The sequence below is a fragment of the Shinella yambaruensis genome, assembly GCF_050859155.1.
Lineage (GTDB): Bacteria > Pseudomonadota > Alphaproteobacteria > Rhizobiales > Rhizobiaceae > Shinella > Shinella yambaruensis.
Genome location: NZ_CP150638.1, coordinates 2194846 through 2220316, shown reverse-complemented (window position 1 = coordinate 2220316; position 25471 = coordinate 2194846). Strand labels below are relative to the sequence as shown.

Annotated in this window: 28 protein-coding genes; 22 read left to right on the top strand and 6 right to left on the bottom strand. The window is 66.7% G+C overall.

Going from position 1 to position 25471, the window contains the following annotated elements:
* The first annotated feature begins 45 nt into the window (after nucleotides 1–45).
* The 6 genes from WMC41_RS10960 (at nucleotide 46) to WMC41_RS10935 (ending at nucleotide 5499) form a co-directional block, all read left to right on the top strand.
* Nucleotides 46–522, top strand: a complete 477-nt coding sequence (locus tag WMC41_RS10960; RefSeq protein ID WP_432348144.1) for a cobalamin biosynthesis protein — start codon at nucleotides 46–48, stop codon at nucleotides 520–522.
* Nucleotides 522–1364: a uroporphyrinogen-III C-methyltransferase gene (cobA, locus tag WMC41_RS10955; RefSeq protein ID WP_244769529.1), complete on the top strand. Its 843-nt coding sequence runs from the start codon at nucleotides 522–524 to the stop codon at nucleotides 1362–1364. The genes WMC41_RS10960 and cobA overlap by 1 nt, the downstream gene beginning before the upstream one ends.
* Nucleotides 1361–2668: a cobyrinate a,c-diamide synthase gene (locus WMC41_RS10950; protein WP_432348142.1), complete on the top strand. Its 1308-nt coding sequence runs from the start codon at nucleotides 1361–1363 to the stop codon at nucleotides 2666–2668. The genes cobA and WMC41_RS10950 overlap by 4 nt, the downstream gene beginning before the upstream one ends.
* On the top strand, nucleotides 2665–3678 hold the full coding sequence (gene cobD, locus WMC41_RS10945) for a threonine-phosphate decarboxylase CobD (protein WP_432348141.1): 1014 nt from the start codon (nucleotides 2665–2667) through the stop codon (nucleotides 3676–3678). Before WMC41_RS10950 ends, cobD begins: the two co-directional genes overlap by 4 nt.
* Entirely contained in the window at nucleotides 3675–4655 is a 981-nt protein-coding gene (cbiB, locus tag WMC41_RS10940) for an adenosylcobinamide-phosphate synthase CbiB (protein ID WP_432348139.1), read from the top strand. The genes cobD and cbiB overlap by 4 nt, the downstream gene beginning before the upstream one ends.
* 415 nt (nucleotides 4656–5070) lie before the next feature.
* The gene (locus tag WMC41_RS10935) at nucleotides 5071–5499 is read left to right on the top strand and encodes a L,D-transpeptidase (RefSeq protein ID WP_244769533.1); all 429 of its coding nucleotides are present in this window, start codon (nucleotides 5071–5073) and stop codon (nucleotides 5497–5499) included.
* A gap of 9 nt (nucleotides 5500–5508) precedes the next feature.
* On the opposite strand, the gene WMC41_RS10930 is transcribed toward WMC41_RS10935, so the two are convergent.
* Nucleotides 5509–6234 (bottom strand): Crp/Fnr family transcriptional regulator, encoded by a 726-nt coding sequence (locus WMC41_RS10930; protein WP_244769534.1) that lies wholly within the window; start codon nucleotides 6232–6234, stop codon nucleotides 5509–5511.
* 210 nt (nucleotides 6235–6444) lie between these two features.
* Here WMC41_RS10930 and hemN point away from each other — a divergent pair, with 210 nt between their 5' ends.
* From hemN to WMC41_RS10890, 8 genes are all read left to right on the top strand, one after another.
* Nucleotides 6445–7794: an oxygen-independent coproporphyrinogen III oxidase gene (hemN, locus tag WMC41_RS10925; protein ID WP_432348137.1), complete on the top strand. Its 1350-nt coding sequence runs from the start codon at nucleotides 6445–6447 to the stop codon at nucleotides 7792–7794.
* 125 nt (nucleotides 7795–7919) lie between these two features.
* Nucleotides 7920–8204: an acyl carrier protein gene (locus WMC41_RS10920; protein ID WP_133033009.1), complete on the top strand. Its 285-nt coding sequence runs from the start codon at nucleotides 7920–7922 to the stop codon at nucleotides 8202–8204.
* Between the two features lie 116 nt (nucleotides 8205–8320).
* Nucleotides 8321–8803 carry a 3-hydroxyacyl-ACP dehydratase FabZ family protein gene (locus WMC41_RS10915; RefSeq protein ID WP_432348136.1) on the top strand — a complete coding sequence of 161 codons (483 nt, stop codon included), beginning with the start codon at nucleotides 8321–8323 and terminating at the stop codon, nucleotides 8801–8803.
* 2 nt (nucleotides 8804–8805) lie between these two features.
* A complete protein-coding gene (locus WMC41_RS10910; protein WP_432348134.1) occupies nucleotides 8806–10005 on the top strand; it encodes a beta-ketoacyl-ACP synthase in 1200 nt (399 codons plus the stop codon).
* A gap of 9 nt (nucleotides 10006–10014) precedes the next feature.
* Nucleotides 10015–11301: a beta-ketoacyl-ACP synthase gene (locus WMC41_RS10905; protein ID WP_064330333.1), complete on the top strand. Its 1287-nt coding sequence runs from the start codon at nucleotides 10015–10017 to the stop codon at nucleotides 11299–11301.
* A gap of 12 nt (nucleotides 11302–11313) precedes the next feature.
* Nucleotides 11314–12342 carry a zinc-binding dehydrogenase gene (locus WMC41_RS10900; RefSeq protein WP_432348133.1) on the top strand — a complete coding sequence of 343 codons (1029 nt, stop codon included), beginning with the start codon at nucleotides 11314–11316 and terminating at the stop codon, nucleotides 12340–12342.
* 10 nt (nucleotides 12343–12352) lie between these two features.
* Complete coding sequence (locus WMC41_RS10895) at nucleotides 12353–13282, top strand: lipid A biosynthesis lauroyl acyltransferase (protein WP_432348322.1); 930 nt, start codon at nucleotides 12353–12355, stop codon at nucleotides 13280–13282.
* A gap of 320 nt (nucleotides 13283–13602) precedes the next feature.
* The gene (locus WMC41_RS10890) at nucleotides 13603–14229 is read left to right on the top strand and encodes a PAS domain-containing protein (RefSeq protein WP_432348132.1); all 627 of its coding nucleotides are present in this window, start codon (nucleotides 13603–13605) and stop codon (nucleotides 14227–14229) included.
* 4 nt (nucleotides 14230–14233) lie between these two features.
* On the opposite strand, the gene WMC41_RS10885 is transcribed toward WMC41_RS10890, so the two are convergent.
* A complete protein-coding gene (locus WMC41_RS10885) occupies nucleotides 14234–14716 on the bottom strand; it encodes a hemerythrin domain-containing protein (protein ID WP_272805695.1) in 483 nt (160 codons plus the stop codon).
* A gap of 207 nt (nucleotides 14717–14923) precedes the next feature.
* Between WMC41_RS10885 and ccoN the strand changes: the two genes are divergently transcribed.
* From ccoN to ccoP, 4 genes are read left to right on the top strand one after another with little or no spacing between them, the layout of a single operon-like run.
* Complete coding sequence (gene ccoN / locus WMC41_RS10880) at nucleotides 14924–16546, top strand: cytochrome-c oxidase, cbb3-type subunit I (protein WP_244769542.1); 1623 nt, start codon at nucleotides 14924–14926, stop codon at nucleotides 16544–16546.
* A gap of 10 nt (nucleotides 16547–16556) precedes the next feature.
* Nucleotides 16557–17288 carry a cytochrome-c oxidase, cbb3-type subunit II gene (ccoO, locus tag WMC41_RS10875; protein WP_244769543.1) on the top strand — a complete coding sequence of 244 codons (732 nt, stop codon included), beginning with the start codon at nucleotides 16557–16559 and terminating at the stop codon, nucleotides 17286–17288.
* 11 nt (nucleotides 17289–17299) lie between these two features.
* Nucleotides 17300–17452, top strand: coding sequence for a CcoQ/FixQ family Cbb3-type cytochrome c oxidase assembly chaperone (locus tag WMC41_RS10870; RefSeq protein ID WP_064330326.1), 153 nt, complete (start codon nucleotides 17300–17302; stop codon nucleotides 17450–17452).
* A gap of 2 nt (nucleotides 17453–17454) precedes the next feature.
* Nucleotides 17455–18318 carry a cytochrome-c oxidase, cbb3-type subunit III gene (gene ccoP, locus WMC41_RS10865; RefSeq protein WP_244769544.1) on the top strand — a complete coding sequence of 288 codons (864 nt, stop codon included), beginning with the start codon at nucleotides 17455–17457 and terminating at the stop codon, nucleotides 18316–18318.
* A gap of 79 nt (nucleotides 18319–18397) precedes the next feature.
* On the opposite strand, the gene WMC41_RS10860 is transcribed toward ccoP, so the two are convergent.
* The 4 genes from WMC41_RS10860 to WMC41_RS10845 all read right to left on the bottom strand — a co-directional run bounded on the left by WMC41_RS10860 (nucleotide 18398) and on the right by WMC41_RS10845 (nucleotide 20844).
* Nucleotides 18398–19135: a GGDEF domain-containing protein gene (locus WMC41_RS10860; RefSeq protein ID WP_288077833.1), complete on the bottom strand. Its 738-nt coding sequence runs from the start codon at nucleotides 19133–19135 to the stop codon at nucleotides 18398–18400.
* A 119-nt stretch (nucleotides 19136–19254) separates the two neighbouring features.
* Entirely contained in the window at nucleotides 19255–19611 is a 357-nt protein-coding gene (locus WMC41_RS10855) for a VOC family protein (RefSeq protein WP_432348130.1), read from the bottom strand.
* Nucleotides 19608–20024, bottom strand: a complete 417-nt coding sequence (locus tag WMC41_RS10850) for an SRPBCC family protein (RefSeq protein ID WP_432348129.1) — start codon at nucleotides 20022–20024, stop codon at nucleotides 19608–19610. Before WMC41_RS10850 ends, WMC41_RS10855 begins: the two co-directional genes overlap by 4 nt.
* A 64-nt stretch (nucleotides 20025–20088) precedes the next feature.
* Nucleotides 20089–20844, bottom strand: a complete 756-nt coding sequence (locus WMC41_RS10845; protein ID WP_432348127.1) for a helix-turn-helix domain-containing protein — start codon at nucleotides 20842–20844, stop codon at nucleotides 20089–20091.
* A 120-nt stretch (nucleotides 20845–20964) separates the two neighbouring features.
* Between WMC41_RS10845 and ccoG the strand changes: the two genes are divergently transcribed.
* From ccoG to ccoS, 4 genes are read left to right on the top strand one after another with little or no spacing between them, the layout of a single operon-like run.
* Nucleotides 20965–22536, top strand: a complete 1572-nt coding sequence (gene ccoG / locus WMC41_RS10840; protein ID WP_432348125.1) for a cytochrome c oxidase accessory protein CcoG — start codon at nucleotides 20965–20967, stop codon at nucleotides 22534–22536.
* Entirely contained in the window at nucleotides 22533–23033 is a 501-nt protein-coding gene (locus WMC41_RS10835) for a FixH family protein (RefSeq protein WP_432348123.1), read from the top strand. The genes ccoG and WMC41_RS10835 overlap by 4 nt, the downstream gene beginning before the upstream one ends.
* The gene (locus WMC41_RS10830; protein ID WP_432348122.1) at nucleotides 23030–25315 is read left to right on the top strand and encodes a cation-translocating P-type ATPase; all 2286 of its coding nucleotides are present in this window, start codon (nucleotides 23030–23032) and stop codon (nucleotides 25313–25315) included. The genes WMC41_RS10835 and WMC41_RS10830 overlap by 4 nt, the downstream gene beginning before the upstream one ends.
* Nucleotides 25312–25467 (top strand): cbb3-type cytochrome oxidase assembly protein CcoS, encoded by a 156-nt coding sequence (ccoS, locus tag WMC41_RS10825; protein ID WP_064330319.1) that lies wholly within the window; start codon nucleotides 25312–25314, stop codon nucleotides 25465–25467. The genes WMC41_RS10830 and ccoS overlap by 4 nt, the downstream gene beginning before the upstream one ends.
* Nucleotides 25468–25471 lie beyond the last annotated feature (4 nt).

Below are 25471 nucleotides of genomic sequence, written 5' to 3'. Positions count from 1 at the left end.
CGGCAAGGCCGGGCCCTTTCGCGTGGAATTTTGCGAGAGACCGCCATGCGCGCCAAGGCCCCATCCCCTGACACCGGACGACGTCTGCTCGTCCTCGGCCTCGGCTGCGAACGCGGCACGCCGCCGGCGGAACTGCTCGATCTCGCCCTCTCCGTCATCCCGGACCCCGAGGGCATTGCCTTCGTCGCGACGCTGGACGTACGCGCGGAAGAGCCGGCCATGCATGCCGTCGCCCGGCATTTCTCCGTGCCGCTTGTGACTTTTCCGGCCGTCCGGCTCGAAGCCGAGACGCCCCGCCTTGCCAATCCTTCCGACCGCGTCTTCGCCATCACCGGCTGCCACGGCGTCGCAGAGGCGGCGGCGCTGGCGCAGGCGGGCAGCGGCGGCAGGCTCATCGTGGAAAAGACGAAGTCGGCCCATGCCACGGCGGCGATCGCTGAGTCTTTCCAGCCGCTTGCGGCGTTTTCCTGCGGCATCGATTCCGCGCCTTCGTTTTCCGATTCAAGCCGGGAGCCTGCCTGATGCACAGCCTGTTCGCCGCCCTCCCGCCCATGGAAAGGGGCAGCGTCTGGCTCGTCGGCGCAGGCCCGGGCGATCCCGGCCTCCTGACGCTGCACGCCGCCCATGCGCTCCAGCAGGCGGATGTCATCGTGCATGACGCGCTGGTCAATGCCGAGTGCCTGTCGCTTGCCGGCCCGGATGCGGTGCTGGAATTCGCCGGCAAGCGCGGCGGCAAGCCCTCGCATAAGCAGCGGGACATCTCGCTGCGGCTTGTCGAGCTGGCGCGCGCCGGCAACCGCGTGCTGCGGCTGAAGGGGGGCGATCCCTTCGTCTTCGGCCGCGGCGGCGAGGAGGCGCTGACCCTCATCGAGCACGGCATTCCCTTCCGCATCGTGCCGGGCATCACGGCCGGCATCGGCGGGCTTGCCTATGCCGGCATCCCGGTGACGCATCGCGAGGTCAACCACGCCGTCACCTTCCTCACCGGCCATGATTCCTCCGGCCTCGTGCCCGACCGCATCAACTGGGAGGGCATCGCCAAGGGTTCGCCCGTCATCGTCATGTACATGGCGATGAAGCATATCGGCCAGATCGCCGCCAACCTCATCGCCGGCGGCCGCGCGCCAGAGGAGCCCGTCGCCTTCGTCTGCAATGCCGCGACCGCCGAGCAGCAGGTGCTGGAAACGACGCTGGCGCGCGCGGAGGCGGATGTCACGGCCGCGGGCCTAGAACCGCCGGCCATCGTCGTCGTCGGCGAGGTCGTGCGCCTGCGCGCCTCGCTCGACTGGCTCGGCGCGCTGACGGAGGGCCGCGCGCTGGCGCCCGATCCGTTCGGCTCGCGCAAGTTGAAGGACCCGGCATGAGCGGACTGCTCATCGCCGCGCCCGCGTCCGGCTCCGGCAAGACGACGGTGACGCTGGGCCTGGCGCGCGCCTTCGCCGATGCCGGTCTTAGCCTCGTCTCCGGCAAGGCGGGGCCGGACTACATCGATCCCGCCTTCCACGCCGCCGCCAGCCGCAAGGCCTGCCTCAACTACGATCCCTGGGCAATGCGTCCCGAGCTCATCCGCGCCAATGCCGCGCGGCAGGCCGGCGCGGGGGATTTCCTGCTGGTCGAGGCGATGATGGGCCTTTTCGACGCCGCCGCGGACGGCACCGGCGCGCCGGCCGACCTTGCGGCGTTGCTCGGCCTGCCCGTCGTGCTCGTCGTCGATTGCAGCCGCATGTCCCAGTCCGTCGCTGCGCTGGTGAAGGGCTACCGGGACCATCGCGGCGATGTCCACGTCGCCGGCGTCATCCTCAACAAGGTCGGCAGTGCCCGGCACGAGGCCATGCTGCGCGGGGCGCTGGAGGCGAGCGGCATCGCAATCTTCGGCGTGTTGCGGAGCGATCCGCTGCTTGCCCTGCCGGAACGGCATCTCGGCCTCGTGCAGGCCGGCGAGCATGGCATGCTGGAGACCTTCATCGCCCATGCCGCCGGCGTGGTGACGCGGTGCTGCGATCTGGACCGCCTGGTCGCCGTCGCCACGCGACGGGGAGGGGCGCGGGCGGAGGGCACCGTGCCGCGCCTGCCGCCGCTCGGCCAGCGCATCGCGATCGCCCGCGACGTCGCCTTCGCCTTCACCTACGAGCATCTCCTGATGGGATGGCGCATGGCGGGGGCGGACCTTTCCTTCTTCTCGCCGCTCGCCGACGAGGCGCCCGCGGCCGATGCGGATGCCGTCTATCTGCCCGGCGGCTACCCGGAACTGCACGGGGCCGCTCTTGCCAATGCCGCTGCCTTCCGTCTAGGCATGCAGGAGGCAGCGCGCCGGGGGGCGCGCATCTATGGCGAATGCGGGGGCTACATGACTCTGGGGGAGGCTCTGGTTGCGGCGGATGGATCCCGCTACGGCATGCTCGGCCTCCTGCCGCTCGTCACCAGCTTTGCCGCGCGCCGCCGCCATCTCGGTTACCGCCGCGTGACGCCGCTTGCCGGCGCGGGGTTTTCGGCGCCGATGACCGCCCACGAGTTCCACTATTCGACCGTCGCCAGCGAGGGCGCTGCGGAGCGCCTCTTCGCCGTCACGGACGCGGTCGGCGAGGACCTCGGCGAGGCAGGCCTTCGCCGCGGAACCGTCAGCGGCTCCTACATGCATCTCATCGATCTTGCGCCGGAGGCGGCATGACCGCGCCGCGCATCGTTCACGGCGGCGGTGTCGCCGCCGCCGCCCGGCGCTTCGGCGGCCGGCCGGAGGACTGGCTGGACCTTTCCACGGGCATCAACCCCAATCCCGCGGCGCTGCCCGAAGTGGATGTCGCCGCCTGGCACCGCCTGCCGGACTGCCACCGCCAGGATGCCGCCCGCGCCGCCGCCGTCGGCTATTATGGCACATCGGGCGCGCTGCCCTTGCCCGTTCCCGGCACGCAGTCCGTCATCCAGCTCCTGCCGCGTTTCGCCGCCGCCGGCCGGCGCGCCGCCGTCGTCTCGCCGACCTATGGCGAATATGCCCGCGTGCTGGAAAATGCCGGCGTGGCGGTGGATCGCATCGCAGGCCTTAATGCCGTGAGCGATGCCCATGGCCTGGTGGTCGTCGTCAATCCGAACAATCCGGACGGCCGGCTGTTCTCGCGCGAGGCGCTGCTCGACCTTCACCGGCGCGTTGCCGGCAGCGGCGGCCTTCTCGTCGTCGACGAGGCCTTCGGCGACATGCGCCCCGAAGCCGCCATCGCGCCGCTCGCCGGCGATAACATGCCGGGCCTTCTCGTCTTCCGCTCCTTCGGCAAGTTCTTCGGCCTTGCCGGTCTCCGCCTCGGTTTCGTGATCGGCGAGGCGCCGGTCGTTGACCGGATCGAGGACGGGCTCGGCCCCTGGGCTGTGTCCGGCCCGGCGCTGACCATCGCTACCGGCCTGATGACCGCCGACACCGCCGCCATCCGCCGGTCGATCGACGCGCGCAAGGCGGCGCTCGAATCCGTCCTTGCCGGCGCCGGACTCGATATCGTCGGCGGCACCGGCCTTTTCGCGCTGGTCGACCATGCGGATGCGCCCGCCATCCACGAGGGGCTCTGCCGCCGCCACATCCTCGTTCGTCCCTTCGACTACAACGCGCGCTGGCTGCGCTTCGGCCTTGCGCCGGATACGACCTCGGATGCCCGGCTGGCGGCGGCGCTGGCGGAGGTGACGGCCGGGCGATGAGCGAAACGCTTCTCCTCCTTTTCCTGGCCCTGCTGCTCGATCGCCTTGTCGGCGACCCGGACAGGCTCTGGCGGCGCGTGCCGCATCCGGTCGTGCTGTTCGGCCGGGCGATCGGGCTGATGGACAAGCTCTTCAACGGCAAGCGCCTCTCGGCCGATACGAAGCGCTTCAACGGCGCCGCCGGCATTGCCGTTCTGCTCGCCGCCAGCGCCTTCCTCGGTTTCTTCGTGCACCGGCTGCTCGCGCCGCTCGGCATCGTCGGCGCCCTCGTCGAGATCGCCGTCGTCGCGGTCTTCCTGGCGCAGAAGAGCCTTTACGATCATGTGCGTGCCGTCTCCAGCGGCCTGAAGCGCGGCGGCCTTGCGGGCGGGCGGCAGGCCGTGTCGATGATCGTCGGCCGCGATCCGGCAACGCTCGACGAGCCGGCTATCTGCCGCGCCGGCATCGAGAGCCTGGCGGAGAATTTTTCCGACGGCGTGGTGGCGCCGGCGCTCTGGTATGCGCTTTTCGGCCTGCCGGGCCTGTTCGCCTACAAGATGCTGAACACGGCCGATTCGATGATCGGCCACAAAAACGCGAAATATCTCGATTTCGGCTGGGCCTCGGCCCGGCTGGACGATCTCGCCAACTGGCCCGCCGCACGCCTCTCCACCCTCTTCCTGGCCGCCGGGACGTGGGTGGTGAAGGGCAGGGCGGCGGCGCGCCATGCCATCGGCACCGCGCTGCGCGATGCGGGCCTTCACCGCTCGCCCAATTCCGGCTGGCCGGAAGCGGCCATGGCCGGCGCGCTCGGCATCGGCCTTGCCGGCCCGCGCATCTATGGCGGCACGCGCGTCGACGAACCGATGATGAACGCCAGCGGGCGCACCGTCGCGACGGTGGCGGATATCGATCTGTCCTTGCGGATCTTCTCGGCCGCCTGTGCTGCTCTTGCTGCCGCTGTATTGCTGGCGGCGCTTCTTGCCGCTTTGTTGTGAGCGCGCCGCGCGGCATTCAATAGAATTTTACATCTTAACTTCGTTTTCTTTTCGCGACTCCGTCAATATTGTGGAAGGCTGAAACGTCTATATTCTGTCTCGGTGCGAGACTGGCATTAGGGTCTGCACTCCATCAGGATAGGTGTTCTGTTGTCATGGACGGGATTGGATGGAAGCAAACAAGCGCAAGGCAAGGCCCCTTGGCCTTGTCGAGCATTGTTTGCGATCAGGCGGCCCGTCCATGATAACCCTTCGGGCAAGCCGCATTTTGTGCCTGCGGGCGTCGGAAAGGTTTGAAAATGCAGCCATTTCCTGCACCTTTCCTCCTACTCAGGCACAAAATGCGGCTTGCAGAACACCTATCCTGATGGAGTGCAGACCCTAAAGCCATGCGCAATCGAATAGAGGGGAAGTCATGCGTATCTTCTTTGCGACCGCTGTCGCGTTCCTTCTTGTGTTGTTCCAGACCCAGACCGCTCTGTCGGCCAATCTGACCGCCCGGATCAGCCTTTCTTCGCAGACCATGGTCGTTACTCAGAACGGCGCGGTGAAATATCGCTGGCCCGTCTCGACCGGCCGCAAGGGCTATGGCACGCCGACCGGCGCCTGGTCGGCGAAATGGGCCTCGCGCAACCATCGTTCGCGCAAGTACAACAATGCCCCGATGCCCTATGCGATCTTCTTCAAGGGGGGATATGCCGTGCATGCGACCTATGAGACGAAGCGCCTCGGCCGTCCGGCCTCGCACGGCTGCGTGCGCCTGCACCCGGACAATGCGGCGACCTTCTTCCAGCTGGCCAACCGCAACGGGCTGTCCAACACGCGCATCGTCATCACGCGCTGAGACGTCCGCTCAGTCGTTGCCGGCATAGCGCATCAGCCGCTCCATGTCGGGAACGGTGACGTGGCGGTTGTTCTCGATGCGGATGACGTTTTCCTTGCGCAGCTTGGTGAACTGCCGGCTGACGGTCTCGATCGTCAGCCCGAGGAAGTCGGCGATGTCGGCGCGCGAGAGCGGCAGCTCGAAGGCCGACCTGTCGACGCTCTCCGGGTCGATATGGGTGGCGATCAGGTAGAGGAAGCTCGCCACCTTCTCCTGCGCCGTCTTGCGGCCGAGCGTCAGCATCCAGTCGCGCGCCTCGTCCAGTTCCTTCAGGGCCTGCCGGTGCAGCTTGTGCTCCAGTTCCGGCGTCCTCTTGACCAGCCGGTCGAGAACGGCGCGCGGGAAGTTGCACACTTCGCTTTCGGTTGCCGCCTCCGCGGTGATGGCGCTTTCCTCCAGGAAGGGACGGCCGAGGAAATCGGGGGCGAATTGCAGGCCGACGATCTGCTGGCGGCCGTCCGCCATCACCTTGGTCAGCTTCACGACGCCGCGCATGATGTTGGAATAGTTCACCACCGTCTCGCCCTGGCCGATGACTTCGGCGCCGCTTTCCAGCCGGTGGCGGACGGAGTGCTTGTTGAGTTCGGAAAGCTGCTCGGAGGTCAGCGCGCCGCACACACCGCCATGGCGTGCCTCGCAGGCGCGGCACACGAGAGGAATGTCGGAGTTATGGATATCTTGGCGGCGAATTTCCATGTCGGCTTTTCCTTTCGCCCGGCGGCTCCGCGGCGCAATACTGCCGTGCTACCGCACGCGGTCGTGAACATAAAGCGTGCCGCCTCGCGGCAAAATAGCGCTTCCTGACTATTGTCAAATCCTAGCGCACTCATTCCGGCTTTCACTTGATCAAAATCAAATGGTGGCGACCGTTTCGGGTTTATTTCCCGTGTGAGCAAGGAGATGACCATGCAGCACGCCCTCGTCGAACGTCTTTCGTCGCCGGTTCCACGCTATACAAGCTATCCGACCGCGCCGCATTTCAACGAAAGTATCGGGCCGGAGGTCTATGCGCAGTGGCTCGGGCGTCTTGCGGCTGAGAATCGCCTTTCGCTCTATGCCCATGTTCCCTATTGCGACCGGCTGTGCTGGTTCTGCGCCTGTCACACCAAGCAGACGCTGCGCTACGAGCCCGTCGAGGCCTATCTCAAGGGCCTGCATGCGGAGATCGCCGCGATCGGCACGCGGGTGTCGCGGGCGGTGCCCGTTACGGCGCTGCATTTCGGCGGCGGCTCGCCGACCCTCCTGCGACCGGAGGACATGCGGGCGCTGAAGGCCTGTCTGGAGGCGAATTTCTCCTTCGCGGCGGATGCGGAAATCTCCGTGGAGATGGATCCGAACGATCTGGACGAGGCCCGGCACGATGCGCTGGCCGATATCGGCATGACGCGCGCCAGCCTCGGCATCCAGGATTTCGATCCCAAGGTCCAGAAGGCGATCAACCGCATCCAGACCTTCGAGCAGACCCGCGGCGTGGTGGAGGCCGCGCGGGCGCGGGGCGTGCGCTCGGTCAATTGCGACATCCTCTACGGGCTGCCTTACCAGACGCTGGAGACGCTGGCCGAGACGGTCCGGGCCGTCCTCTCGCTTGCGCCCGACCGCATCGCGCTCTTCGGCTATGCCCATGTGCCGTGGATGAAGAAGCACCAGACGATGATCGACGAGGCCGCGCTGCCGGGCGTCGTCGCGCGGTTCGAGCAGATGGCGCTGGCGGCCGACATGCTGGTTTCGGCCGGCTACGAGGCCATCGGCATCGATCATTTCGCGCTTCCCGCCGACCGGCTCGCCGTGGCGGCGCGGCAGGGCACGCTGCGCCGCAATTTCCAGGGCTATACCGACGACCAGGCGGATGCGCTGGTCGGGCTCGGCGCCTCCTCCATCGGCCAGCTTCCCGAAGGCTACATCCAGAACATGCCGGCGACGGGCGAATACCTGCGCCGGGTGGAGGAGGGCGGTCTTGCCGCCGTCCGCGGTTATGCGCTGACCGAGGAGGATCGCGCCCGCGCCTTCGTGATCGAGAAGATCATGTGCGGTTTCGGCTTTTCCTTCGCTGCGCTCGCCGCGCGCCATCCGGCCGTCTCCGGCGTCATCCGTTCCGAGGCCATCGGGTTCGTCGCGGCGGACCGCGACGGGCTCGCCCGCATCGAGGGCGACCGGTTCGTCCTGACCGCGGCGGGGCGGCCCTTCGCGCGCACCGTCGCCGCGGTCTTCGATGCGCATCTTGCGAGCGGGCGCGGGCGGCATTCCATCGCGGTCTGACCGGCGGCCCACGGCCATGCTGTTTGCGCAACACAGCATCGCCGACTGCGCAGGGCCCTCATCAACCCCATTGGCAATTGCGTCTTATTTCCATATAGGATCGCCCGACTATAGATTCATGAGGTATGGGCGTGACTGCTACATTCGACAAGGTTGCCGACATCATTGCTGAGACGAGCGAGATCGACCGCGAGACGATCACGCCCGACAGCCACACGATCGACGATCTCGGCATCGACAGCCTCGACTTCCTCGACATCGTCTTTGCGATCGACAAGGAATTCGGCATCAAGATCCCGCTGGAACAGTGGACGCAGGACGTCAACGAGGGCAAGGTCGCGACGGAAGAATACTTCGTCCTGAAGAACCTTTGCGCCAAGATCGACGACCTGCGGGCCGCCAAGGCCTGAGGCAACGGCGTCGGCCGCCCTTGCGGCCGCGCTCCTGACGATCCCGGTGCTTGTGGCGCACGGCCTGCCGTTTCCGGCAGGCCTTTCGATTTCCGGAACCTGCCGGAGGTATCCCGATGCTGCTCGAATATTTCCAGATGATCGATCGCGTGGAGGCCGTCGACGGCGCGCGCCGCGTGCTGAAGGCCCGCTCGGTCGTGCCCGCGAAAAGCCCTGTTTTCGAAGGCCATTTTCCCGGCATGCCGCTCGTCCCGGGCGTGCTGCTCATCGAGACCATGGCGCAGGCCTCCGGCTTCCTCGTGCTCGCCGCGACGGATTTTGCCGCCATGCCCTTCCTGATGAGCGTCGACGGCGCCAAGATGCGCAGCTTCGTCGAGCCGGGTGCCGTGCTCGACATCGAGGCGGTGCTGGAGCATGACGGGTCGGGTTATGCCGTCACCAAGGCGAAGATCTCGTCTGCCGGCAAGAAGGTCTGCGATGCGCAGCTGAAGCTGCGCACCATGCCGTTTGCCGAAGTGCCGCTTGCCGATATCTTGCGGGCGCGCGCCGGCGAGGTGGGGTTGTTCGAGGCGCTCGACGCGTCTGCGGAAGGAAAGTGAGCATGGCGAAGGCGAACAACGATGTGGTGATCACCGGCGTCGGCATCGTCACCTGTCAGGGTGTCGGCGCGGCGGCGCATGTGGAGATCCTTGGCGGCGCGAGCGCGCCGGCGCTGAAGATCGAGACGGAGCGCTTCGCGCCCTACCCGGTGCACCCGATGCCGGAGATCGACTGGAACCAGCAGATCCCCAAGCGCGGCGACCAGCGCCAGATGGAGAACTGGCAGCGCCTCGGCGTGTTCACCGCGGGCCTTGCGCTCGACGATGCCGGCTTCAAGGATGATGCGGACGCCTGCGGCACGATGGACATGATCGTGGCGGCCGGCGGCGGCGAGCGCGATATCGCTGTCGATTCGCTGATCGTCGACGAGGGCCTGAAGCGGAATGACCGCGAGCGCCTGCTCAACGAGAAGCTGACCACCGAGTTGCGGCCCACGCTCTTCCTCGCCCAGCTTTCCAACCTGCTTGCCGGCAACATCTCCATCGTCCACAAGGTCACGGGCTCCTCCCGTACCTTCATGGGCGAGGAGGCGGCCGGCATTTCCGCCATCGAGACGGCCTTTCACCGCATCCGCTCCGGCCAGTCGACGCACACGCTCGTCGGCAGCGCGCTGGTGGCCGAGCGACAGGATGTCATCCTGCTTTACGAAGCGATCGGCGCGCATGCGACGGGCGGCTGGACGCCGCTCTGGTCGCGCGACGAGAAGGCCGGCGGCGGCATCGTCACCGGCACGGCCGCGGCCTTCCTCGTGCTGGAATCGCGCGCCCATGCCGAGGCGCGGGGTGCGCGCATCTATGCGACCATCGACGCCATCGGCGGCGACCGCGGCCCGCGGGACGAGGGACGGCTGGAAGCCCGCCTCGAGCGGCTGGCCGAGGGCGCTGCGGCCGGGGCCGGGACCGTGGTCTTCTCCGGCGCGTCCGGCCAGCACGGCCCGACGGCGCGCGAGAAGGCCTGGCTCGACACGCGTTTTGCCGGCAGCCCGGTGCGCGGCTTCAGCGCGGTCACCGGCCAGGCGCTGGAAGCGCAGTTCCCGCTCGGCCTTGCCATCGCCGCCCTGACGCTCGGCGCGGGCGTCAAGGTCGCTCCGTTCGATGCCGCGGCCGAAGCCGCGATGACCGCAGCGGCGAAAAGCGCCGTGGTCACGACGGTCGGCCATGGCCGCGGCGAGGGCGTCGCAATCCTTTCCGCAGAGAAGTAGGAGCCGGCCATGACGAAAGCCGCTTACAGGGATCATCTCGGTCGCCCGATCGTCGCCGTCACGGGCATGGGCGTCATCACCTCGCTGGGGCAGGGCCTCAAGGACAACTGGACCGCGCTCGTCGGCGGCGTGTCGGGCATCCACGGCATCACGCGCTTTCCGGTCGACGGGCTGAACACCCGCATTTCCGGCACGGTCGATTTCATCGAGCTGCCCGTCGAGAACCCGGTCGAGCGCTCCTATGCCTATGCCCGCGAGACGGCGGACGAGGCGCTGGCGCAAGCCGGCCTTTCCGGCGATTTCGGCGGTCCGCTCTTCCTTGCCGCCCCGCCGATCGAGCCGGACTGGCGCGACCGCTTCGCGCTTGCCGACCGCGCCCCGCCGTCCCAGCGTCCGGGCGATGCTTATGACCGCTTCCTTGCGGTGCTGCGTGAAAAGGCCGAACCCGCGCTGCACGAGGCCTGGGCCTTCGGCGCGATCTCCGAACGCCTCGCCGACCGTTTCGGCACCCGCGGGCTGCCCGTCACGCTGTCGACCGCCTGCGCTTCCGGCGCGACGGCCATCCAGCTCGGCGTCGAGGCGATCCGCCAGGGCCGCACCGACCGCGCGCTCACCATCGGCACCGATGGCTCGGTGACGGCGGAGGCGCTGATCCGCTTCGCGCTGCTCTCAGCCCTCTCGACGCAGAACGACCCGCCGACCAAGGCGTCCAAGCCGTTCAGCAAGGATCGCGACGGTTTCGTCATCGCCGAAGGCGCGGCCACACTGGTGCTGGAATCGCTCGAATCCGCCGTCGCGCGCGGCGCGAAGGTGCTCGGCATCCTCAAGGGCTGCGGCGAGAAGGCCGATCATTTCCACCGCACCCGTTCCTCGCCGGATGGCGGCCCCGCCATCGCGACGATCCGCGCGGCGCTGGAAGATGCCGGCATCGACGAGAGCGGCATCGGCTACATCAACGCCCATGGCACCTCGACGCCGGAAAACGACAAGATGGAATATCTTTCCATGTCGACGGTCTTCGGCGACACGCTGGCGAATATCCCGGTCTCCTCCAACAAGTCGATGATCGGCCATACGCTGACGGCGGCCGGCGCCGTCGAGGCCGTGTTCTCCATCCAGACCATGCTGACCGGCACCCTGCCGCCGACGATCAACTACACGAACCCCGACCCGGCCATCGTGCTCGATGTCGTGCCGAACGTGAAGCGCGATGCGCGCGTTTCCGCGGTTCTCTCCAACTCCTTCGGCTTCGGCGGCCAGAACGCCAGCCTCGTCATGACGGCCGAACCCGCCTGATAGGAATTTTCTATGCGCGCCCTCCAGCTTCTCGATGACCGCAAGCTCGAACTCACCGACATCCCGGAGCCGGAGGCGCCCGGCCTCGGCGAGGTGACGCTGCGCGTCAAGGCCGTCGCCCTCAACCATATCGATGTCTGGGGCTGGCGCGGCATGGCCTTTGCCAAGCGCAAGATGCCGCTCGTCATCGGTGCGGAGGCGGCCGGCGTCGTCGAGACGATCGGTCCCGGCGTTGCCAACGTGCTGCCCGGCCAGCTCGTCTCGATCTACGGCGCGCGCACTTGCGGCCTCTGCAAGCCCTGCCGCGAAGGCCGCGACAATCTCTGCGAACATGTCGGCGGCGTGCACGGCTTCCATCTGGATGGTTTCGCGCAGGAGAAGGTCAACCTTCCCGCCCGCCTGCTCGTGCCGGCCCCGCCCGGCGTCGATGCAGTCGGTGCGGCGCTCGCCCCCGTCACCTTCGGCACGGTCGAGCACATGCTGTTCGACAATGCGAAACTCGAATCCGGCGAGACGATCCTCGTCCATGCCGGCGGCTCCGGCATCGGCACGGCGGCGATCCAGCTCGCCAAGAAGATCGGCTGCACCGTCATCACCACCGTCGGCTCGAACGACAAGATCGAGAAGGCCAAGGCGCTCGGCGCCGACCACGTCATCAACTACCGCGAGGACCGCTTCGAGGGCGTTGTGCGCAAGCTGACCAGGAAAAAGGGCGTCGACGTCGTCTTCGAACATGTCGGCAAGGACACCTGGGCGGGCTCCATGCTCTGCATGAAGCGCGGCGGGCGGCTCGTCACCTGCGGCTCCACCTCCGGCGTTTCCACCGACATGAACCTGATGATGCTGTTCCAGCAGCAATTGAAGCTTTTCGGTTCCTTCGGCTGCCGCATGGAGAACATGGCGAATGCCATGCAGAAGATGGCGCGGGGCATCGTCCATCCGGTCATCGATACCGAAGTGACCTTCGACGGCATCGCGACGGCCCTGGAGCGCATGGAATCGCGCCAGATCTTCGGCAAGATCGTCCTGAAGCTGGATTGATGCCGTGCGGATGATCGTCACACGCCTCGTTCTGGCGCTGAGGAAGTTCAAGCAGTGGCTGGTGGCGCAATGCGTCTTCGGCCTGCTCAGCCTCCTGAAGCTCCTGCCGGCGGACGGTGCGATCAACTTCGCCGATCGCGTGGCGCGCTGGATCGGCCCGAAGACACGCCGCCACACGCTGACGCTCACCAACCTCAGGAACGCCTTTCCGGAAAAGACCGAGGCGGAGATCGCGGCGATCGCGCTCGATGCCTGGGGCAATATGGGCCGGCTTGCGGCCGAATATGTCTTTCTCGACCGTCTGTTCGACTTCGATCCCGCGCGCACGGCGCCCGGCCGCATCGAGGTCTCCGGCATTCCGCTCTTCATGGACCTGCGCGACAATCCGCGGCCCTTCATCGTCTTCACCGCGCATACCGGCAATTTCGAGCTCCTGCCGGTCGCCGGCGCCGCCTTCGGGCTGGACGTGACGGTGCTCTTCCGGCCGCCGAACAACCCCTATGTCGCGGAAAGGGTCTTCGAATTCCGCCGTGAACGCATGGGGCACCTGGTGCCCTCCCATGCCGGCTCGTCCTTCACGCTCGCCCGCAAGCTGGAGGCGGGCGGCCCGGTCGGCGTGCTGGTCGACCAGAAGTTCAACAAGGGGCTGCACACGACGTTCTTCGGCCGGAAGGTGCAGACCAACCCGTTGCTTGCCAAGCTGGTGCGCCAGTTCGATTGCGAGGTCTATCCCGCGCGCTGCATCCGCCTGCCGGGCAACCGCTATCGCCTGGAACTGGAACCGGCGATGGACATTCCCCGCAAGGAGAACGGCGCCGTCGATGTCGATGCGACCGCGCAGATACTGAACGACAAGGTCGAGCAGTGGGTGCGCGAATATCCGGGCCAATGGCTGTGGTATCACGACCGCTGGAATATCAAGCGCGGCCTTATTACTTGACTGCTTACTATTCTTTCTTGCCTTGCGAAACCTGAATACGTTCAGCTTCCCGATTTACGCGAATTTTATCGAATTTGGGGTTTGACATCCTCCCGTTCGCTGTTACCATTTTGCTAATGTAAGCGCTTTTGGCGGCATATTTGGGAAGGTAACGGTCAAATTCTATCGGGCTTTGGACAGTTTAAATAATGTAGTGGTGCAATTGCTGTACATTTCAGCAATTCGGGGAGCATGAATTGAAAGCTCTTGTAGAGTTGTTCTGGTTTAAGTATTCACAACTCCAGCATGCCGTGAGGACGGGAAACGACAGGCTCGTTTCGATGCTGGACAAGGAAATCGAGCCGGCGCTTGCCGCCGTGCTGCAAAAGGAGGCGAGCGACGCTTCCGAACTCCGTTCCCAGTTCCAGTTCGTGGTGGATCTCCTGCGGGAGGAGGCGGACGACAAGACCTGCGTGCTCCGGCAGGCCCATCATTTCAAGCTGCTGATGGATCGTTACTTCGGGACGGAAGAGGCCGTCGTGCCGTTCCGCATGGGCATGCCGGAGGTCACGCGTCCCGCCATCGCGCCGCGCGTGGCGGAGGACGGGCTGCTCAACGAGGCGATCCTCGACAGCCTTCCCGACCGCGTCGCCGTGATCACGACGGACTACCGCTACCTCTATTCCAACCCGCTCAATGCCGAGCGTTTCAGCGAAAAGCCCATCGACCTCGTCGGCCGGCACATCGTGGAGTTCATCGGCGTGCAGCGTTTCGAGAGCCGCGTGAAGCGCAATCTCGACCATTGCTTTGCCGGGGACGTGGTGGAGTACGACTATGTTTCCCCGCGCCGGGGCGAGGTGGTCACGCGTTGCCGCATGACGCCTTGCATGTCGGCGGCCGGCAACGTGCTCGGCGCCATCCTCGTCCTTCAGGAGACGGCACGGTCCCAGGGACCGCTCGCCGCCTGATCCTTCAGGAGGTGAGGCCGGTGCCGCGCAGCATGAACTGCTGTTCGAAGGCGATGTGGCGCCGGATCGACTCGAAGAAGCCGCGGAGCATGTAGCCCGCGGCTTCCGCGTTCACCGTGCCGTCGCCGCTGCCGAGCCGGGTCAGTGTGTCGGTCAGCTCCTCCGCAAAGCACTCGTCCTCGACATGCTCGAATTTCAGCCGGGCGATGGAATCGATGAGTTCCCGGTCGCCGGAGGCGATGCGCTCCAGCAAGGGGAACACGGTCTCCTCCTCGTAGCGGTGGATGCCGTTGACCAGCGGAATCAGCGACTTGGCCGCATACATGCATTTCTGCCGGTTGACGTTTGCCGGCAGGCTGTCGGCGATGTCCTCCAGCGCCTCGCAGAGCGTCAGCTGTGCGTTGTGGGCCTTCTTCAACCAGTCCAGCGAAACGGCGTCCGTCGGGCGATCGGAAAGCAGCCGGGCGATCCCTGTATAGTCCGTCATGTCAGTTCCCTCGTTTCGGGAGTGCCGCTGCGTTTCGACGCGCGGCTGCGTCAACCTGTCCCTTGATGCCGCTCGCATCCGGTCTTCGCCTTGATCCATGTCAAGGATGCTTCCGGCCGCATCTGCGAAGGCTCAGTCGAGCGCAAGGGCCGATTCCGCGAGGGAACCGGCCGTTGCGGGAAAACGACGAGTTGGGGGATGCCAACGATGAAATTTGTAACGGAAACGATCGTCCTGGCCGTGGGGGCGTTCATCGCGCTGCTCGGCGCGGCGTTTGCCCAGGACAGGCTCTTCGAGGCCCATATGTGGGTCCTCTTCTTCGTGCTGCTTGCCAGCACGCTCTTCATGGTCCGGCGCATCTCCTTCGCGCCGGCCGTCGCGACCAAATCATCGCAGGATGACGAGGGGTATTTCGACGAGGTCGTCAAGTACGGTGTCATCGCGACGGTGTTCTGGGGCGTCGTCGGCTTCCTGGTCGGCGTCGTCGTGGCGCTCCAGCTGGCCTTCCCCGACCTCAATATCGAGCCCTTCCTGAATTTCGGCCGGACACGCCCGCTGCACACCTCGGCCGTGATCTTCGCCTTCGGCGGCAACGCGCTGATCGCGACGTCCTTCTACGTCGTGCAGCGCACCTCGCGCGCCCGGCTCTTCGGCGGCAATCTCGGCTGGTTCGTGTTCTGGGGCTACCAGCTCTTCATCGTCATGGCCGCCACCGGCTACCTGCTCGGCATCACGCAGAGCCGGGAATATGCCGAGCCGGAATGGTATGTCGATATCTGGCTCACCATCGTCTGGGTCGCCTATCTGATCGCCTTCCTCGGCACGATCATGACGCGCAAGGAGCCGCACATCTACGTGGCGAACTGGTTCTTCCTGTCGTTCATCGTGACGATCGCCATGCTGCACGTCGTCAACAACCTGGCCGTCCCGGTCTCGTTCCTCGGCGTGAAGAGCTATTCGGCCTTCTCCGGCGTGCAGGATGCGCTGACGCAGTGGTGGTACGGCCACAACGCCGTGGGCTTCTTCCTGACGGCCGGCTTCCTCGGCATGATGTACTACTTCATCCCCAAGCAGGTGAACCGTCCGGTCTATTCCTACCGCCTGTCGATCATCCACTTCTGGGCCCTGATCTTCATGTATATCTGGGCCGGCCCGCACCACCTGCACTATACGGCGCTGCCCGACTGGGCGCAGACGCTCGGCATGGTCTTCTCGATCATGCTCTGGATGCCCTCGTGGGGTGGCATGATCAACGGCCTGATGACGCTCTCGGGCGCCTGGGACAAGATCCGCACCGATCCGATCGTGCGCATGATGGTCATGGCCGTCGCCTTCTACGGCATGGCGACCTTCGAAGGCCCGATGATGTCGATCAAGTCGGTCAACTCGCTCAGCCACTATACGGACTGGACCATCGGCCACGTGCATTCGGGCGCGCTCGGCTGGAACGGCCTCATCACCTTCGGCGCGATCTACTTCCTCGTCCCGAAGCTGTGGAAGCGCGAGCGGCTCTATTCGATCCGCATGGTCAACTGGCATTTCTGGCTCGCCACCCTCGGCATCGTCGTCTACGCCGCCGTCATGTGGGTCGCCGGCATCCAGCAGGGCCTGATGTGGCGCGAATACGACGAGCAGGGCTTCCTGGTCTATTCGTTCGCCGAAACGATCGCCGCCATGTTCCCGTACTACGTGCTGCGTGCCGCCGGCGGTGGGCTGTTCCTCCTTGGGGCGCTCATCATGGCCTACAACGTGACCATGACAATCCTCGGCTACCAGCGTGACGAGGCCCCGATCCCGGGCGCCGCGCCGAAGCTGCAGCCGGCCGAATAGGAGGGACCCGATGTCCATTCTTGACAAACACGCGATCCTCGAGCGCAACGCGACGCTTCTGCTCGTCGGCTCGCTCTTCGTGGTCACCATCGGCGGCATCGTCGAGATCGCCCCGCTGTTCTACCTGGAAAACACCATCGAGAAGGTGGAGGGCATGCGGCCTTATTCGCCGCTGGAGCTTGCCGGCCGCGACATCTACATCCGCGAGGGCTGCTACACCTGTCATAGCCAGATGATCCGGCCGTTCCGCGACGAGGTGGAGCGCTACGGGCATTATTCGCTGGCGGCGGAATCGATGTACGACCATCCGTTCCAGTGGGGCTCCAAGCGCACCGGCCCGGACCTTGCCCGCGTGGGTGACCGCTACTCGAACGAATGGCACGTCCAGCACCTGATCGAGCCGCGCTCGGTCGTGCCGGAATCGGTGATGCCGAGCTATTCCTTCCTCAAGGACACGCGGCTGGAGGTGAAGAACGTCGCGATGCACCTGTCGGCCAACCGCGCGGTCGGCGTGCCCTATACGGACGAGATGCTCGAAAACGCTGAGGCCGACCTCAAGGCGCAGGCCGACCCCAATGCCGATACGTCCGGCATCGAGGCCCGCTACCCGAAGGCCAAGCTCGGCGATTTCGACGGCGATCCGGCAAGGCTCACCGAAATGGATGCGCTCGTCGCCTATCTGCAGATGCTCGGCACGCTGGTGGACTTCTCCACCTATGACGACGCCGCCGGTTACCGCTGAGGAGGACGCCCATGGAAACCTATACCGCCATGCGGCACTTCGCCGACAGCTGGGGACTGCTCGCCATGACGCTGTTTTTCCTCGCCGTCGTCGTCTTCACCCTTCGCCCCGGCGCCCGCAAGGCCGCCGAAAGGGCCGCTGAAATCCCTCTCAAGGAGGACTGATCATGGCCGAGAAGCATATTGACGAAATCTCGGGCGTCGAAACCACCGGCCACGAATGGGACGGCATCCGCGAACTGAACAACCCGATGCCGCGCTGGTGGGTCTGGACGTTCTATGCCACGATCGTCTGGGCGATCGGCTATACGATCGCCTTTCCGGCCTGGCCGCTGATCTCCGATGCGACGACCGGCATGCTCGGCTGGTCGAGCCGCGCCAATGTCGCCGTCGAGCTTGCCGAGGCCAAGCAGGCGCAGGCCGGCTTCGTCGACCGCATCGCCAAATCCTCCCTGCAGGAGATCATGGCCGATCCGCAGCTCTCGCAGTTCGCGATCGCCGGCGGCGCCTCGGCCTTCAAGGTCAACTGCGCCCAGTGCCACGGTTCGGGCGCGGCCGGCGCGGCGGGCTTCCCCAACCTCAACGACGACGACTGGGTCTGGGGCGGCACGGTGGACGACATCTACCACACGATCGCCCACGGCATCCGCCATGCCGGCGACGACGAGACCCGCATCTCGGACATGCCGGCCTATGGCGATATCCTCCAGCCGGAGGAGATCAAGCAGGTCGCGGCCTATGTCGTCAGCCTGACGGGCACGCCGTCGGATGCCGGCCTCGTCGAGCCCGGCAAGCAGATCTTCGCCGACAACTGCGCCGCCTGCCATGGCGATGACGCCAGGGGCAACCGCGAGATGGGCGCCCCGAACCTTGCCGACGCCATCTGGCTGAAGGGCGAGGGCGAGGCCGCCATCGCCCAGCAGGTCCGTTCGCCGAAGCACGGCGTCATGCCCGCCTGGCTTCCCCGCCTCGGCGATCCGGCCGTCAAGCAGCTTGCCGTCTTCGTGCATTCGCTGGGCGGCGGCGAGTAGGCGCCGGTTCTCTCAAACGACGAAGGCCGCGGAAACCGCGGCCTTTTCTTTTTTGGCAATCCGGCTGGCGGCGCGGCGCTCAGGCGACGACCGTGTTCCGGCCCATCGATTTCGCCCGGTAGAGGTTGCGGTCGGCGGCGGCGAGCGCCTCGACGGGATCGAAGCGCGGCGCGCAATGGAAGACGCCGATGCTGATGCCGAGCGCGATCCGCACGCCCGACGGCGCGTGCAGGTCGATCGCCTCCACCGCCTCGCGGATCGTCTGGGAATGGTCGAGCATGTGCGCCGGCGAAGCCTCGTCGAGGAAGACGGCGAATTCCTCGCCGCCGAGCCGGCCGACAAGGTCGTTCCTGCCCGCAAGGTCGCGCAGCACCGTCCCGACGAGGCGCAGCGCGTCGTCGCCTGCGGCATGGCCGAAACGGTCGTTGACGGACTTGAAGTGATCGAGGTCGAGGAAGAGCAGGCCGCCGGAACGGCCGCCGTGGCCGCGGGCGTGGAGTTCGGCCATGAAGGTCGCGCGGTTGAGCACGCCCGTCAGCGCGTCGCGCTGTGCCTGGTGCTTGAGGCGGGCATAGGCCTCGGCAAGTTCGTCCTTCGCGCGGGCAAGGGCGGCATTGGCGGCGCGCAGCCGGTCCGCCTGGTAGAAATGCAGGGCCGAGACGGGAATGGAGATGGCGATCGGGCAGGCGATCGTCATGACGAGCCCGGCGCCTGCCACCTCGCCGCCCATGAGGGGCACAAAGGCGAAGCTGATGGCGAGGGATGCCAGGGTCGAGAGGGCGCCGACCGCCAATGCCTTTCCGAGGATTTTGTACATGGAGAGAGCCCGCGTGCCTTTTTGATCGCGGACCCTGACTAGGAGCGTCTTATTGAAAAAGCCTGAATTCGTTCGGTAAAAGGCGCTCGGCCGTTCACATTGACGTTACGGCAGGCACATCAGCGGTCGGACCAGACCGCCAGCTCGTAGCCGTCGGGGTCCGTGAACTGGAAGCGCCGGCCGCCGGGAAAGTCGAAGATCGACTTGACGATCGTCCCGCCGGCCGCCGTCACCCGCTCCAGCACCTCTTCCAGCGCATCGGCAAAGAGGATGACGAGCGGGCCGCCTTTGGCGTTGACCGGGGCGAGCGTCGTGAAGCCGCCGGTGAGGCGGCCGTCCTGGAACTCGCAGTATTGCGGGCCGTAGTCGGTGAAGGTCCAGCCGAAGGCGCCGCCGTAGAAGGCCTTGCTGGCCGCGATGTCCGCGACGTTGAACTCGATATAGTCGATCTTGCGATCCGCGCCCCTGGTGCTCATTCCTGCACGTCCTTTTCTTCCACCAGTCTCGCCAGCGTCTCGAGATCCTGCGCTATATGCGCCGCATCCCGCTCGAAGGCTTCATCGTCCATATCCGGTTGCCGCAGCAACAGGAACATCACCTCCGCGCCATCGCCGTTCGGTGCGCTGCGCAGCGCATTGTCCACCACCCGCCCGTCCGGCAGCGTCACCCGGTGGTCGATGACGCCGAAATCGTTGGGCGGGGCGAAGCGCACGCGCACATTGCCGATCGGCCCGCCATCGGCGATCCAGTCCTCTCCGTCGCGCGTCAGCCCGGTGGCAAGGCCCGAGGCCCAGAGCGGCATGTTTTCCGGCCGGGCGGCAAAGGCGTGGACGGCGCGCCAGTCGCGCCGGATGGTGCGGTGGATGATACGGGCGGGCAGGGTGGTCATCGGTTTTCTCCATTCGGTGCCACGATACGCGGTCCCGCGCCGAAGTCTTGAACAAAACGGACAGTCAGCCGCGCATCTGCCGCCGGATCTCGCCGGGCGTCAGGCTGGTCAGCGCCAGCACCTCCCGGTTCATGTGCGCCTGGTCGGCAAAGCCCGCATCGGCGGCAAGGCCGGCAAGCGAAGTGCCGGGCCTTGCGATCCGGCCGAGCAGGTCCTGCAGCCGGAGAATGCGGGCCAGCGTCTTCGGCCCGTAGCCGAACTCGGCGATGCTGATGCGCCGCAGCGTGCGCGCCGTCACGCCGATCTCGGCGGCGATGGCGTCCGGCGGCCGGCTTGCGCCGAGCGCATGCAGGGCCGCGGCATCGGGCCGCGTGGCAGGAAGCTCTGCCGTCCCGGCTGCGAAAAGCGCCTGAAGAAGCCGCAGCCTTTGCAGCGGGCCCGAGGCCGCAAGCAGGCGGTCGTGGTGGGTGGTCAGCCCGTGCGCGCGGATATCGGCGAGAGGCACGACCTTGCCGGTCAGCGCGTCGAGGTCGCAGCGCAGCAGGTGGCGCGCGATGCCGGGCCGCAGGCGCAGCCCGAGGATAGTCTCGCCCGGCCGGAGCCTTGGAAAGGCGGCCGTGCGGTCCGGCCCGGCAACGAGAAAGCCCTCATCCGTCCACAGCAGGTCCACGCAGCCATCCGGCACGACGGCGATGCGTGCGGCGGGCGGGCCCTCCGGCGCACGATGCATCCAGCTGCAGCGGATGACGGCCGAGAGCGCGCCGGGCGCGGCATATTCGCGGTAGTCGCCGTAGCGCTTGGCCAGGATGGTCTCCGTCATCGTGTCCTCTCCGTGCGGCAACCCGCCACGCCCTGCCATCTCCGAAACTTGACGTAGATCAACGATGGAGGCCGTCGTTGGCGTCATTGTGCCGGCACAACGACAGGTGCGGCCGACGACATGCAGCAGAATACCACGACGATCTACAATTCCATCGAGCGCCATGAGGCGGAACCCGTCAACTCGGCGAAGGTTCGCAAGCCGCTCTATGAAAAGCGCAAGAAGATCTTCCCCAAACGGGCGGAGGGTCGCTTCCGGCAGTTCAAGTGGCTGGTGATGCTGATCACGCTCGGCATCTACTACCTGACGCCGTGGATCCGCTGGGATCGTGGGCCGCATGCGCCGGACCAGGCCGTGCTCATCGACCTTGCCGGCCGCCGCTTCTATTTCTTCTTCATCGAGATCTGGCCGCAGGAATTCTTCTTCGTCGCCGGGCTGCTCGTCATGGCGGGCTTCGGGCTGTTCCTCGTCACCTCGGCCGTCGGGCGCGCCTGGTGCGGCTATGCCTGTCCGCAGACCGTCTGGGTCGATCTCTTCCTCGTCGTCGAACGGGCAATCGAGGGTGACCGCAATGCCCGTATGAAGCTCGATGCCGGGCCGTGGACGCTGGCCAAGGTCTGGAAGCGCGTCAGCAAGCACGCCGTCTGGCTGGTGATCGCGGTGGCGACGGGCGGCGCCTGGATCTTCTACTTCGCCGATGCGCCGACGCTGCTCGTCAATTTCGCGACGCTCAAGGCGCCGCCGGTCGCCTACATCACCGTCGCCATCCTGACCGCGACCACCTACATCTTCGGCGGGCTGATGCGCGAGCAGGTCTGCACCTATATGTGCCCCTGGCCGCGTATCCAGGCGGCGATGCTCGACGAGAGCTCGCTGGTCGTCACCTACAACGACTGGCGCGGCGAGCCGCGCACCCGCCATGCCAAGAAGGCGATCGCCGCTGGCGAGAGCGTCGGCGACTGCGTCGACTGCAATGCCTGCGTCGTCGTCTGTCCTATGGGCATCGACATCCGCGACGGCCAGCAGCTCGAATGCATCACCTGCGCGCTGTGCATCGATGCCTGCGACAACGTGATGGACAAGATCGGCAAGGAGCGCGGCCTCATCGCCTATGCCACGCTGTCGGACTATTCGGCCAACATGGCGCTCGCCACCGCCGGCGGCACCGTGCCGGTGGATCCGAAGCGCGTGCGCGGTGCCGATGGCGCCTTCGACGGCAAGATCCGGCACTTCGACTGGCGCATCATCTTCCGTCCGCGCACGCTGCTCTATTTCGGCGTCTGGTCGCTGGCGGGCCTGGCGCTGCTCTTCGCGCTGCTTTCGCGCGACCGGCTGGACCTCAACGTCATCCACGACCGCAATCCGCAGTTCGTCGTCGAATCGGACGGCTCGGTCCGCAACGGCTATGCGGTGAAGCTGCTCAACATGATCCCAGAGCCGCGCGTCATCACCGTGTCGATCGAGGGCATGCCCGGCGCGACGATGAAGATCGCCGGCCATGACAGCGCCGACGGCCGCAGCGTCGACGTGCCGGCCGATCCGGACAAGGTGACGGCACTGCGTGTTTTCGTCACCCTGCCGAAGGATCGGCTTGCGGAAGCGGCCGAAGGCTTCCAGATTATCGCGGAAGACCGGCAGGGCCACGAGCGCGACGTCTATTCCGCCAATTTCAACACGCCGGGAGCAAAGTGATGGCCATGGAACGCAAGGAACAGGGATTCGTCTTCACCGGCTGGCACATGACGGGCGTCATGGTGCTGTTCTTCGGCACGATCATCACGGTCAACCTGATCATGGCCTGGAATGCCTCGAACAGCTGGAGCGGCCTCGTCGTGCCCAACACCTATGTCGCCAGCCAGCAGTTCAACGGCAAGGTGGCGGAGGCGCGGGCGCTCGCGGCCAGCGGCATCGAGGGCGACCTCACCGTGACGGAAGGCCGCATCGCCTACCGCGTCACCGATGCGAGGGGCGTTCCCCTTGTCGCCGACGACGTCTCGGCGGTCTTCAAGCGGCCCGTCGACGAGCGCAAGGATTTCACGGTCGCGCTCGAGCCGGCGGGCGAGGGGCTGTTCGTGGCGGACCGGCCGGTGCCGGCCGGCCAGTGGATCGTCGATATCAGCACGAAGCGCGACGGCGAGAAGGTCTTCCACCAGACCGTGCGGACCGTCGTTGCGGGAGGGGCGAAATGAGCTGCTGCGCACCCGGCACGGAAGGCGCCGTCGAGGCGCAGCGCGTGGCACTGCCCTCCTCGGAGGAGCTGATGCTGGCGAGCCGCCCGGTCGGCGACGGCCTGCGCCAGAGCGACCTCAGCGTGCCGGGCGTCTATTGCGGCACCTGCATCACCACCGTCGAAGGCGCGCTGAACGCGCTGCCGGCCGTGGAGCGGGCGCGCGTCAACCTCTCCACCCGCCGCGTTTCGGTGGTCTGGAAGGAGGAGGTCGCGGGCCGGCGCACCGATCCGCAGGAGATCGCCGCCGCCATCCGCGCCACGGGCTATGACACGCATCTCTTCTCGCTGGCGGCGGAAGGCGACGACCGGCTGCGCAACCAGCTGATCCGCGCCGTCGCCGTCTCGGGCTTCGCGGCGACGAACATCATGCTGCTCTCGGTCTCCGTCTGGTCGGGTGCCGAGGCCGCGACGCGCGACCTCTTCCACTGGATCTCCGCGCTGATCGCCGGCCCGACGCTGATCTATGCCGGGCGCTTCTTCTACCAGTCGGCCTGGAATGCGCTGCGCCACGGCCGCACCAACATGGACGTGCCCATCGCGCTCGCCATCACGCTCTCCTATGTCGTCTCGCTCTGGGAGACGCTGCACAGCGCCGAGCACGCCTGGTTCGACGCCACGGTGAGCCTGCTCTTCTTCCTGCTCATCGGCCGCACGCTCGACCACGTCATGCGCGACCGCGCCCGCTCGGCCATCACCGGCCTTGCCCGCCTTTCGCCGCGCGGGGCGATGGTCATCCGGCCGGACGGTAGCCGCGACTACCGGCCCGTCGAGGAGATCGCCGTCGGCGAACACCTTTCCATCGCCGCCGGCGAGCGCATCCCGGTCGATTGCCGCGTGCTTTCGGGCGCAAGCGACATCGACCGCTCGATCGTCAACGGCGAGAGCGATCCCTTCGCCGCCGGGCCGGGCACGCGGCTGGAAGCGGGCGCGATGAACCTCACCGGTTCGCTCACCGTCGAGGCCGTCGCCACGGCGCGCAATTCGTTCCTGTCGGAGGTCATCGGCCTCATGGAGGCCGCCGAAGGGGGAAGGGCCCGCTATCGCCGCATCGCCGACCGCGCCGCGCAGATCTATTCGCCGGCCGTGCACCTGCTGGCGCTCGCCTCCTTCCTCGGCTGGGGTTTTTACGACGGCGACTGGAAGCATGCCATGCTCGTCGCCATCGCGGTGCTGATCATCACCTGCCCCTGCGCGCTCGGCCTTGCGGTGCCGGTGGTGCAGGTGGTGGCCGCGGGGCGCCTGTTTGCCGGCGGCGTGATGGTCAAGGACGGCTCGGCCATGGAGCGCCTTGCCGAAATCGACACCGCCGTCTTCGACAAGACCGGCACCCTGACGCTCGGCAAGCCGCGCCTCGTCGACCGGGAAAGGCTCAACCGCACCCATCTCGCGCTTGCCGCGGCGCTCGCCGCCCATTCGCGCCATCCGCTGTCAATGGCGCTGGCGGGCGCCTGGCCGGGGCCGATGCCGCTTGTCGAAAGCGTGACGGAAGTGGCCGGCGGCGGCCTTCAGGCCGAGACGCCCCAGGGCCTCTATCGCCTCGGCAACCGCGCCTTCGCCGGCGGTAGCGCCGCGGCCGGGGAAGAGCACGGACTCTCCGAGGTCGTGCTGTCGCGCAATGGCAAGGTGCTGGAAACCTTCCGTTTCGAGGATGCCTTGCGGACCGGCGCAGGCGAGGCCGTCGCCACGCTGAAGCGCGCGCATATCGCGATGGCGATCCTCTCCGGCGACCGTGCTCCGGCCGTCGCCCGCATTGCCGGCCTGCTCGGCATTCCCCGCTGGCGCGCGGCGCTGTCGCCCCGGGAAAAGACGGAAGCGGTCGCCGAACGGGCGGCCGCCGGTCACCGCGTGCTGATGGTCGGCGACGGCATCAACGATGCGCCGGCGCTCGCCGCCGCCCACGTCTCCATCGCCCCGGCGACGGCGGCGGATGTCGGCCGGCAGGCGGCGGACTTCGTCTTCCTGCACGAGAGCCTGGAGGCCGTGCCCTTCGCGCACGAGACCGCCTGCCGTGCCGGCCGCCTCATCCGGCAGAATTTCGCGCTCGCCATCGGCTACAATGTCATCGCCGTGCCGATCGCCATCCTCGGCCACGCGACGCCGCTGATCGCCGCCATCGCCATGTCGACGTCGTCGATCATCGTCGTGGTGAACTCGCTGCGCCTGCGCGGGCAGATACCGGCCTTCGCCGTGCGGGCGGCGGACGAGGCCCGCCCGCTTGCTTCCCTGGTGCGCGCGGCATGAACACGCTGATCTTCCTCATCCCCATCGCGCTCTTCCTCGGCGGGCTCGGGCTCGCCGCCTTCCTCTGGTCTTTGAAGAGCGGGCAGTATGACGATGTCGAGGGCGCCGCCTGGCGCGTCCTCGATGATGGCGACGACAAGCCGCAGCGCTGACGGC

Bases quoted from the DNA above. Each gene is read 5' to 3' on its own strand.
- WMC41_RS10920 (WP_133033009.1), top strand. From the start codon at position 7,920: ATGGGCGTGACTGCTACATTCGACAAGGTTGCCGACATCATTGCTGAG.
- WMC41_RS10905 (WP_064330333.1), top strand. From the start codon at position 10,015: ATGACGAAAGCCGCTTACAGGGATCATCTCGGTCGCCCGATCGTCGCC.
- WMC41_RS10910 (WP_432348134.1), top strand. From the start codon at position 8,806: ATGGCGAAGGCGAACAACGATGTGGTGATCACCGGCGTCGGCATCGTC.
- WMC41_RS10950 (WP_432348142.1), top strand. From the start codon at position 1,361: ATGAGCGGACTGCTCATCGCCGCGCCCGCGTCCGGCTCCGGCAAGACG.
- ccoP (WP_244769544.1), top strand. From the start codon at position 17,455: ATGGCCGAGAAGCATATTGACGAAATCTCGGGCGTCGAAACCACCGGC.
- cobD (WP_432348141.1), top strand. From the start codon at position 2,665: ATGACCGCGCCGCGCATCGTTCACGGCGGCGGTGTCGCCGCCGCCGCC.
- WMC41_RS10890 (WP_432348132.1), top strand. From the start codon at position 13,603: ATGCTGGACAAGGAAATCGAGCCGGCGCTTGCCGCCGTGCTGCAAAAG.
- WMC41_RS10845 (WP_432348127.1), bottom strand. From the start codon at position 20,844: ATGACGGAGACCATCCTGGCCAAGCGCTACGGCGACTACCGCGAATAT.
- ccoS (WP_064330319.1), top strand. From the start codon at position 25,312: ATGAACACGCTGATCTTCCTCATCCCCATCGCGCTCTTCCTCGGCGGG.
- WMC41_RS10935 (WP_244769533.1), top strand. From the start codon at position 5,071: ATGCGTATCTTCTTTGCGACCGCTGTCGCGTTCCTTCTTGTGTTGTTC.
- WMC41_RS10915 (WP_432348136.1), top strand. From the start codon at position 8,321: ATGCTGCTCGAATATTTCCAGATGATCGATCGCGTGGAGGCCGTCGAC.
- WMC41_RS10830 (WP_432348122.1), top strand. From the start codon at position 23,030: ATGAGCTGCTGCGCACCCGGCACGGAAGGCGCCGTCGAGGCGCAGCGC.
- hemN (WP_432348137.1), top strand. From the start codon at position 6,445: ATGCAGCACGCCCTCGTCGAACGTCTTTCGTCGCCGGTTCCACGCTAT.
- WMC41_RS10855 (WP_432348130.1), bottom strand. From the start codon at position 19,611: ATGAGCACCAGGGGCGCGGATCGCAAGATCGACTATATCGAGTTCAAC.
- WMC41_RS10885 (WP_272805695.1), bottom strand. From the start codon at position 14,716: ATGACGGACTATACAGGGATCGCCCGGCTGCTTTCCGATCGCCCGACG.
- WMC41_RS10870 (WP_064330326.1), top strand. From the start codon at position 17,300: ATGGAAACCTATACCGCCATGCGGCACTTCGCCGACAGCTGGGGACTG.
- cobA (WP_244769529.1), top strand. From the start codon at position 522: ATGCACAGCCTGTTCGCCGCCCTCCCGCCCATGGAAAGGGGCAGCGTC.
- ccoO (WP_244769543.1), top strand. From the start codon at position 16,557: ATGTCCATTCTTGACAAACACGCGATCCTCGAGCGCAACGCGACGCTT.
- WMC41_RS10850 (WP_432348129.1), bottom strand. From the start codon at position 20,024: ATGACCACCCTGCCCGCCCGTATCATCCACCGCACCATCCGGCGCGAC.
- ccoN (WP_244769542.1), top strand. From the start codon at position 14,924: ATGAAATTTGTAACGGAAACGATCGTCCTGGCCGTGGGGGCGTTCATC.
- ccoG (WP_432348125.1), top strand. From the start codon at position 20,965: ATGCAGCAGAATACCACGACGATCTACAATTCCATCGAGCGCCATGAG.
- WMC41_RS10895 (WP_432348322.1), top strand. From the start codon at position 12,353: ATGATCGTCACACGCCTCGTTCTGGCGCTGAGGAAGTTCAAGCAGTGG.
- WMC41_RS10900 (WP_432348133.1), top strand. From the start codon at position 11,314: ATGCGCGCCCTCCAGCTTCTCGATGACCGCAAGCTCGAACTCACCGAC.
- cbiB (WP_432348139.1), top strand. From the start codon at position 3,675: ATGAGCGAAACGCTTCTCCTCCTTTTCCTGGCCCTGCTGCTCGATCGC.
- WMC41_RS10930 (WP_244769534.1), bottom strand. From the start codon at position 6,234: ATGGAAATTCGCCGCCAAGATATCCATAACTCCGACATTCCTCTCGTG.
- WMC41_RS10960 (WP_432348144.1), top strand. From the start codon at position 46: ATGCGCGCCAAGGCCCCATCCCCTGACACCGGACGACGTCTGCTCGTC.
- WMC41_RS10860 (WP_288077833.1), bottom strand. From the start codon at position 19,135: ATGTACAAAATCCTCGGAAAGGCATTGGCGGTCGGCGCCCTCTCGACC.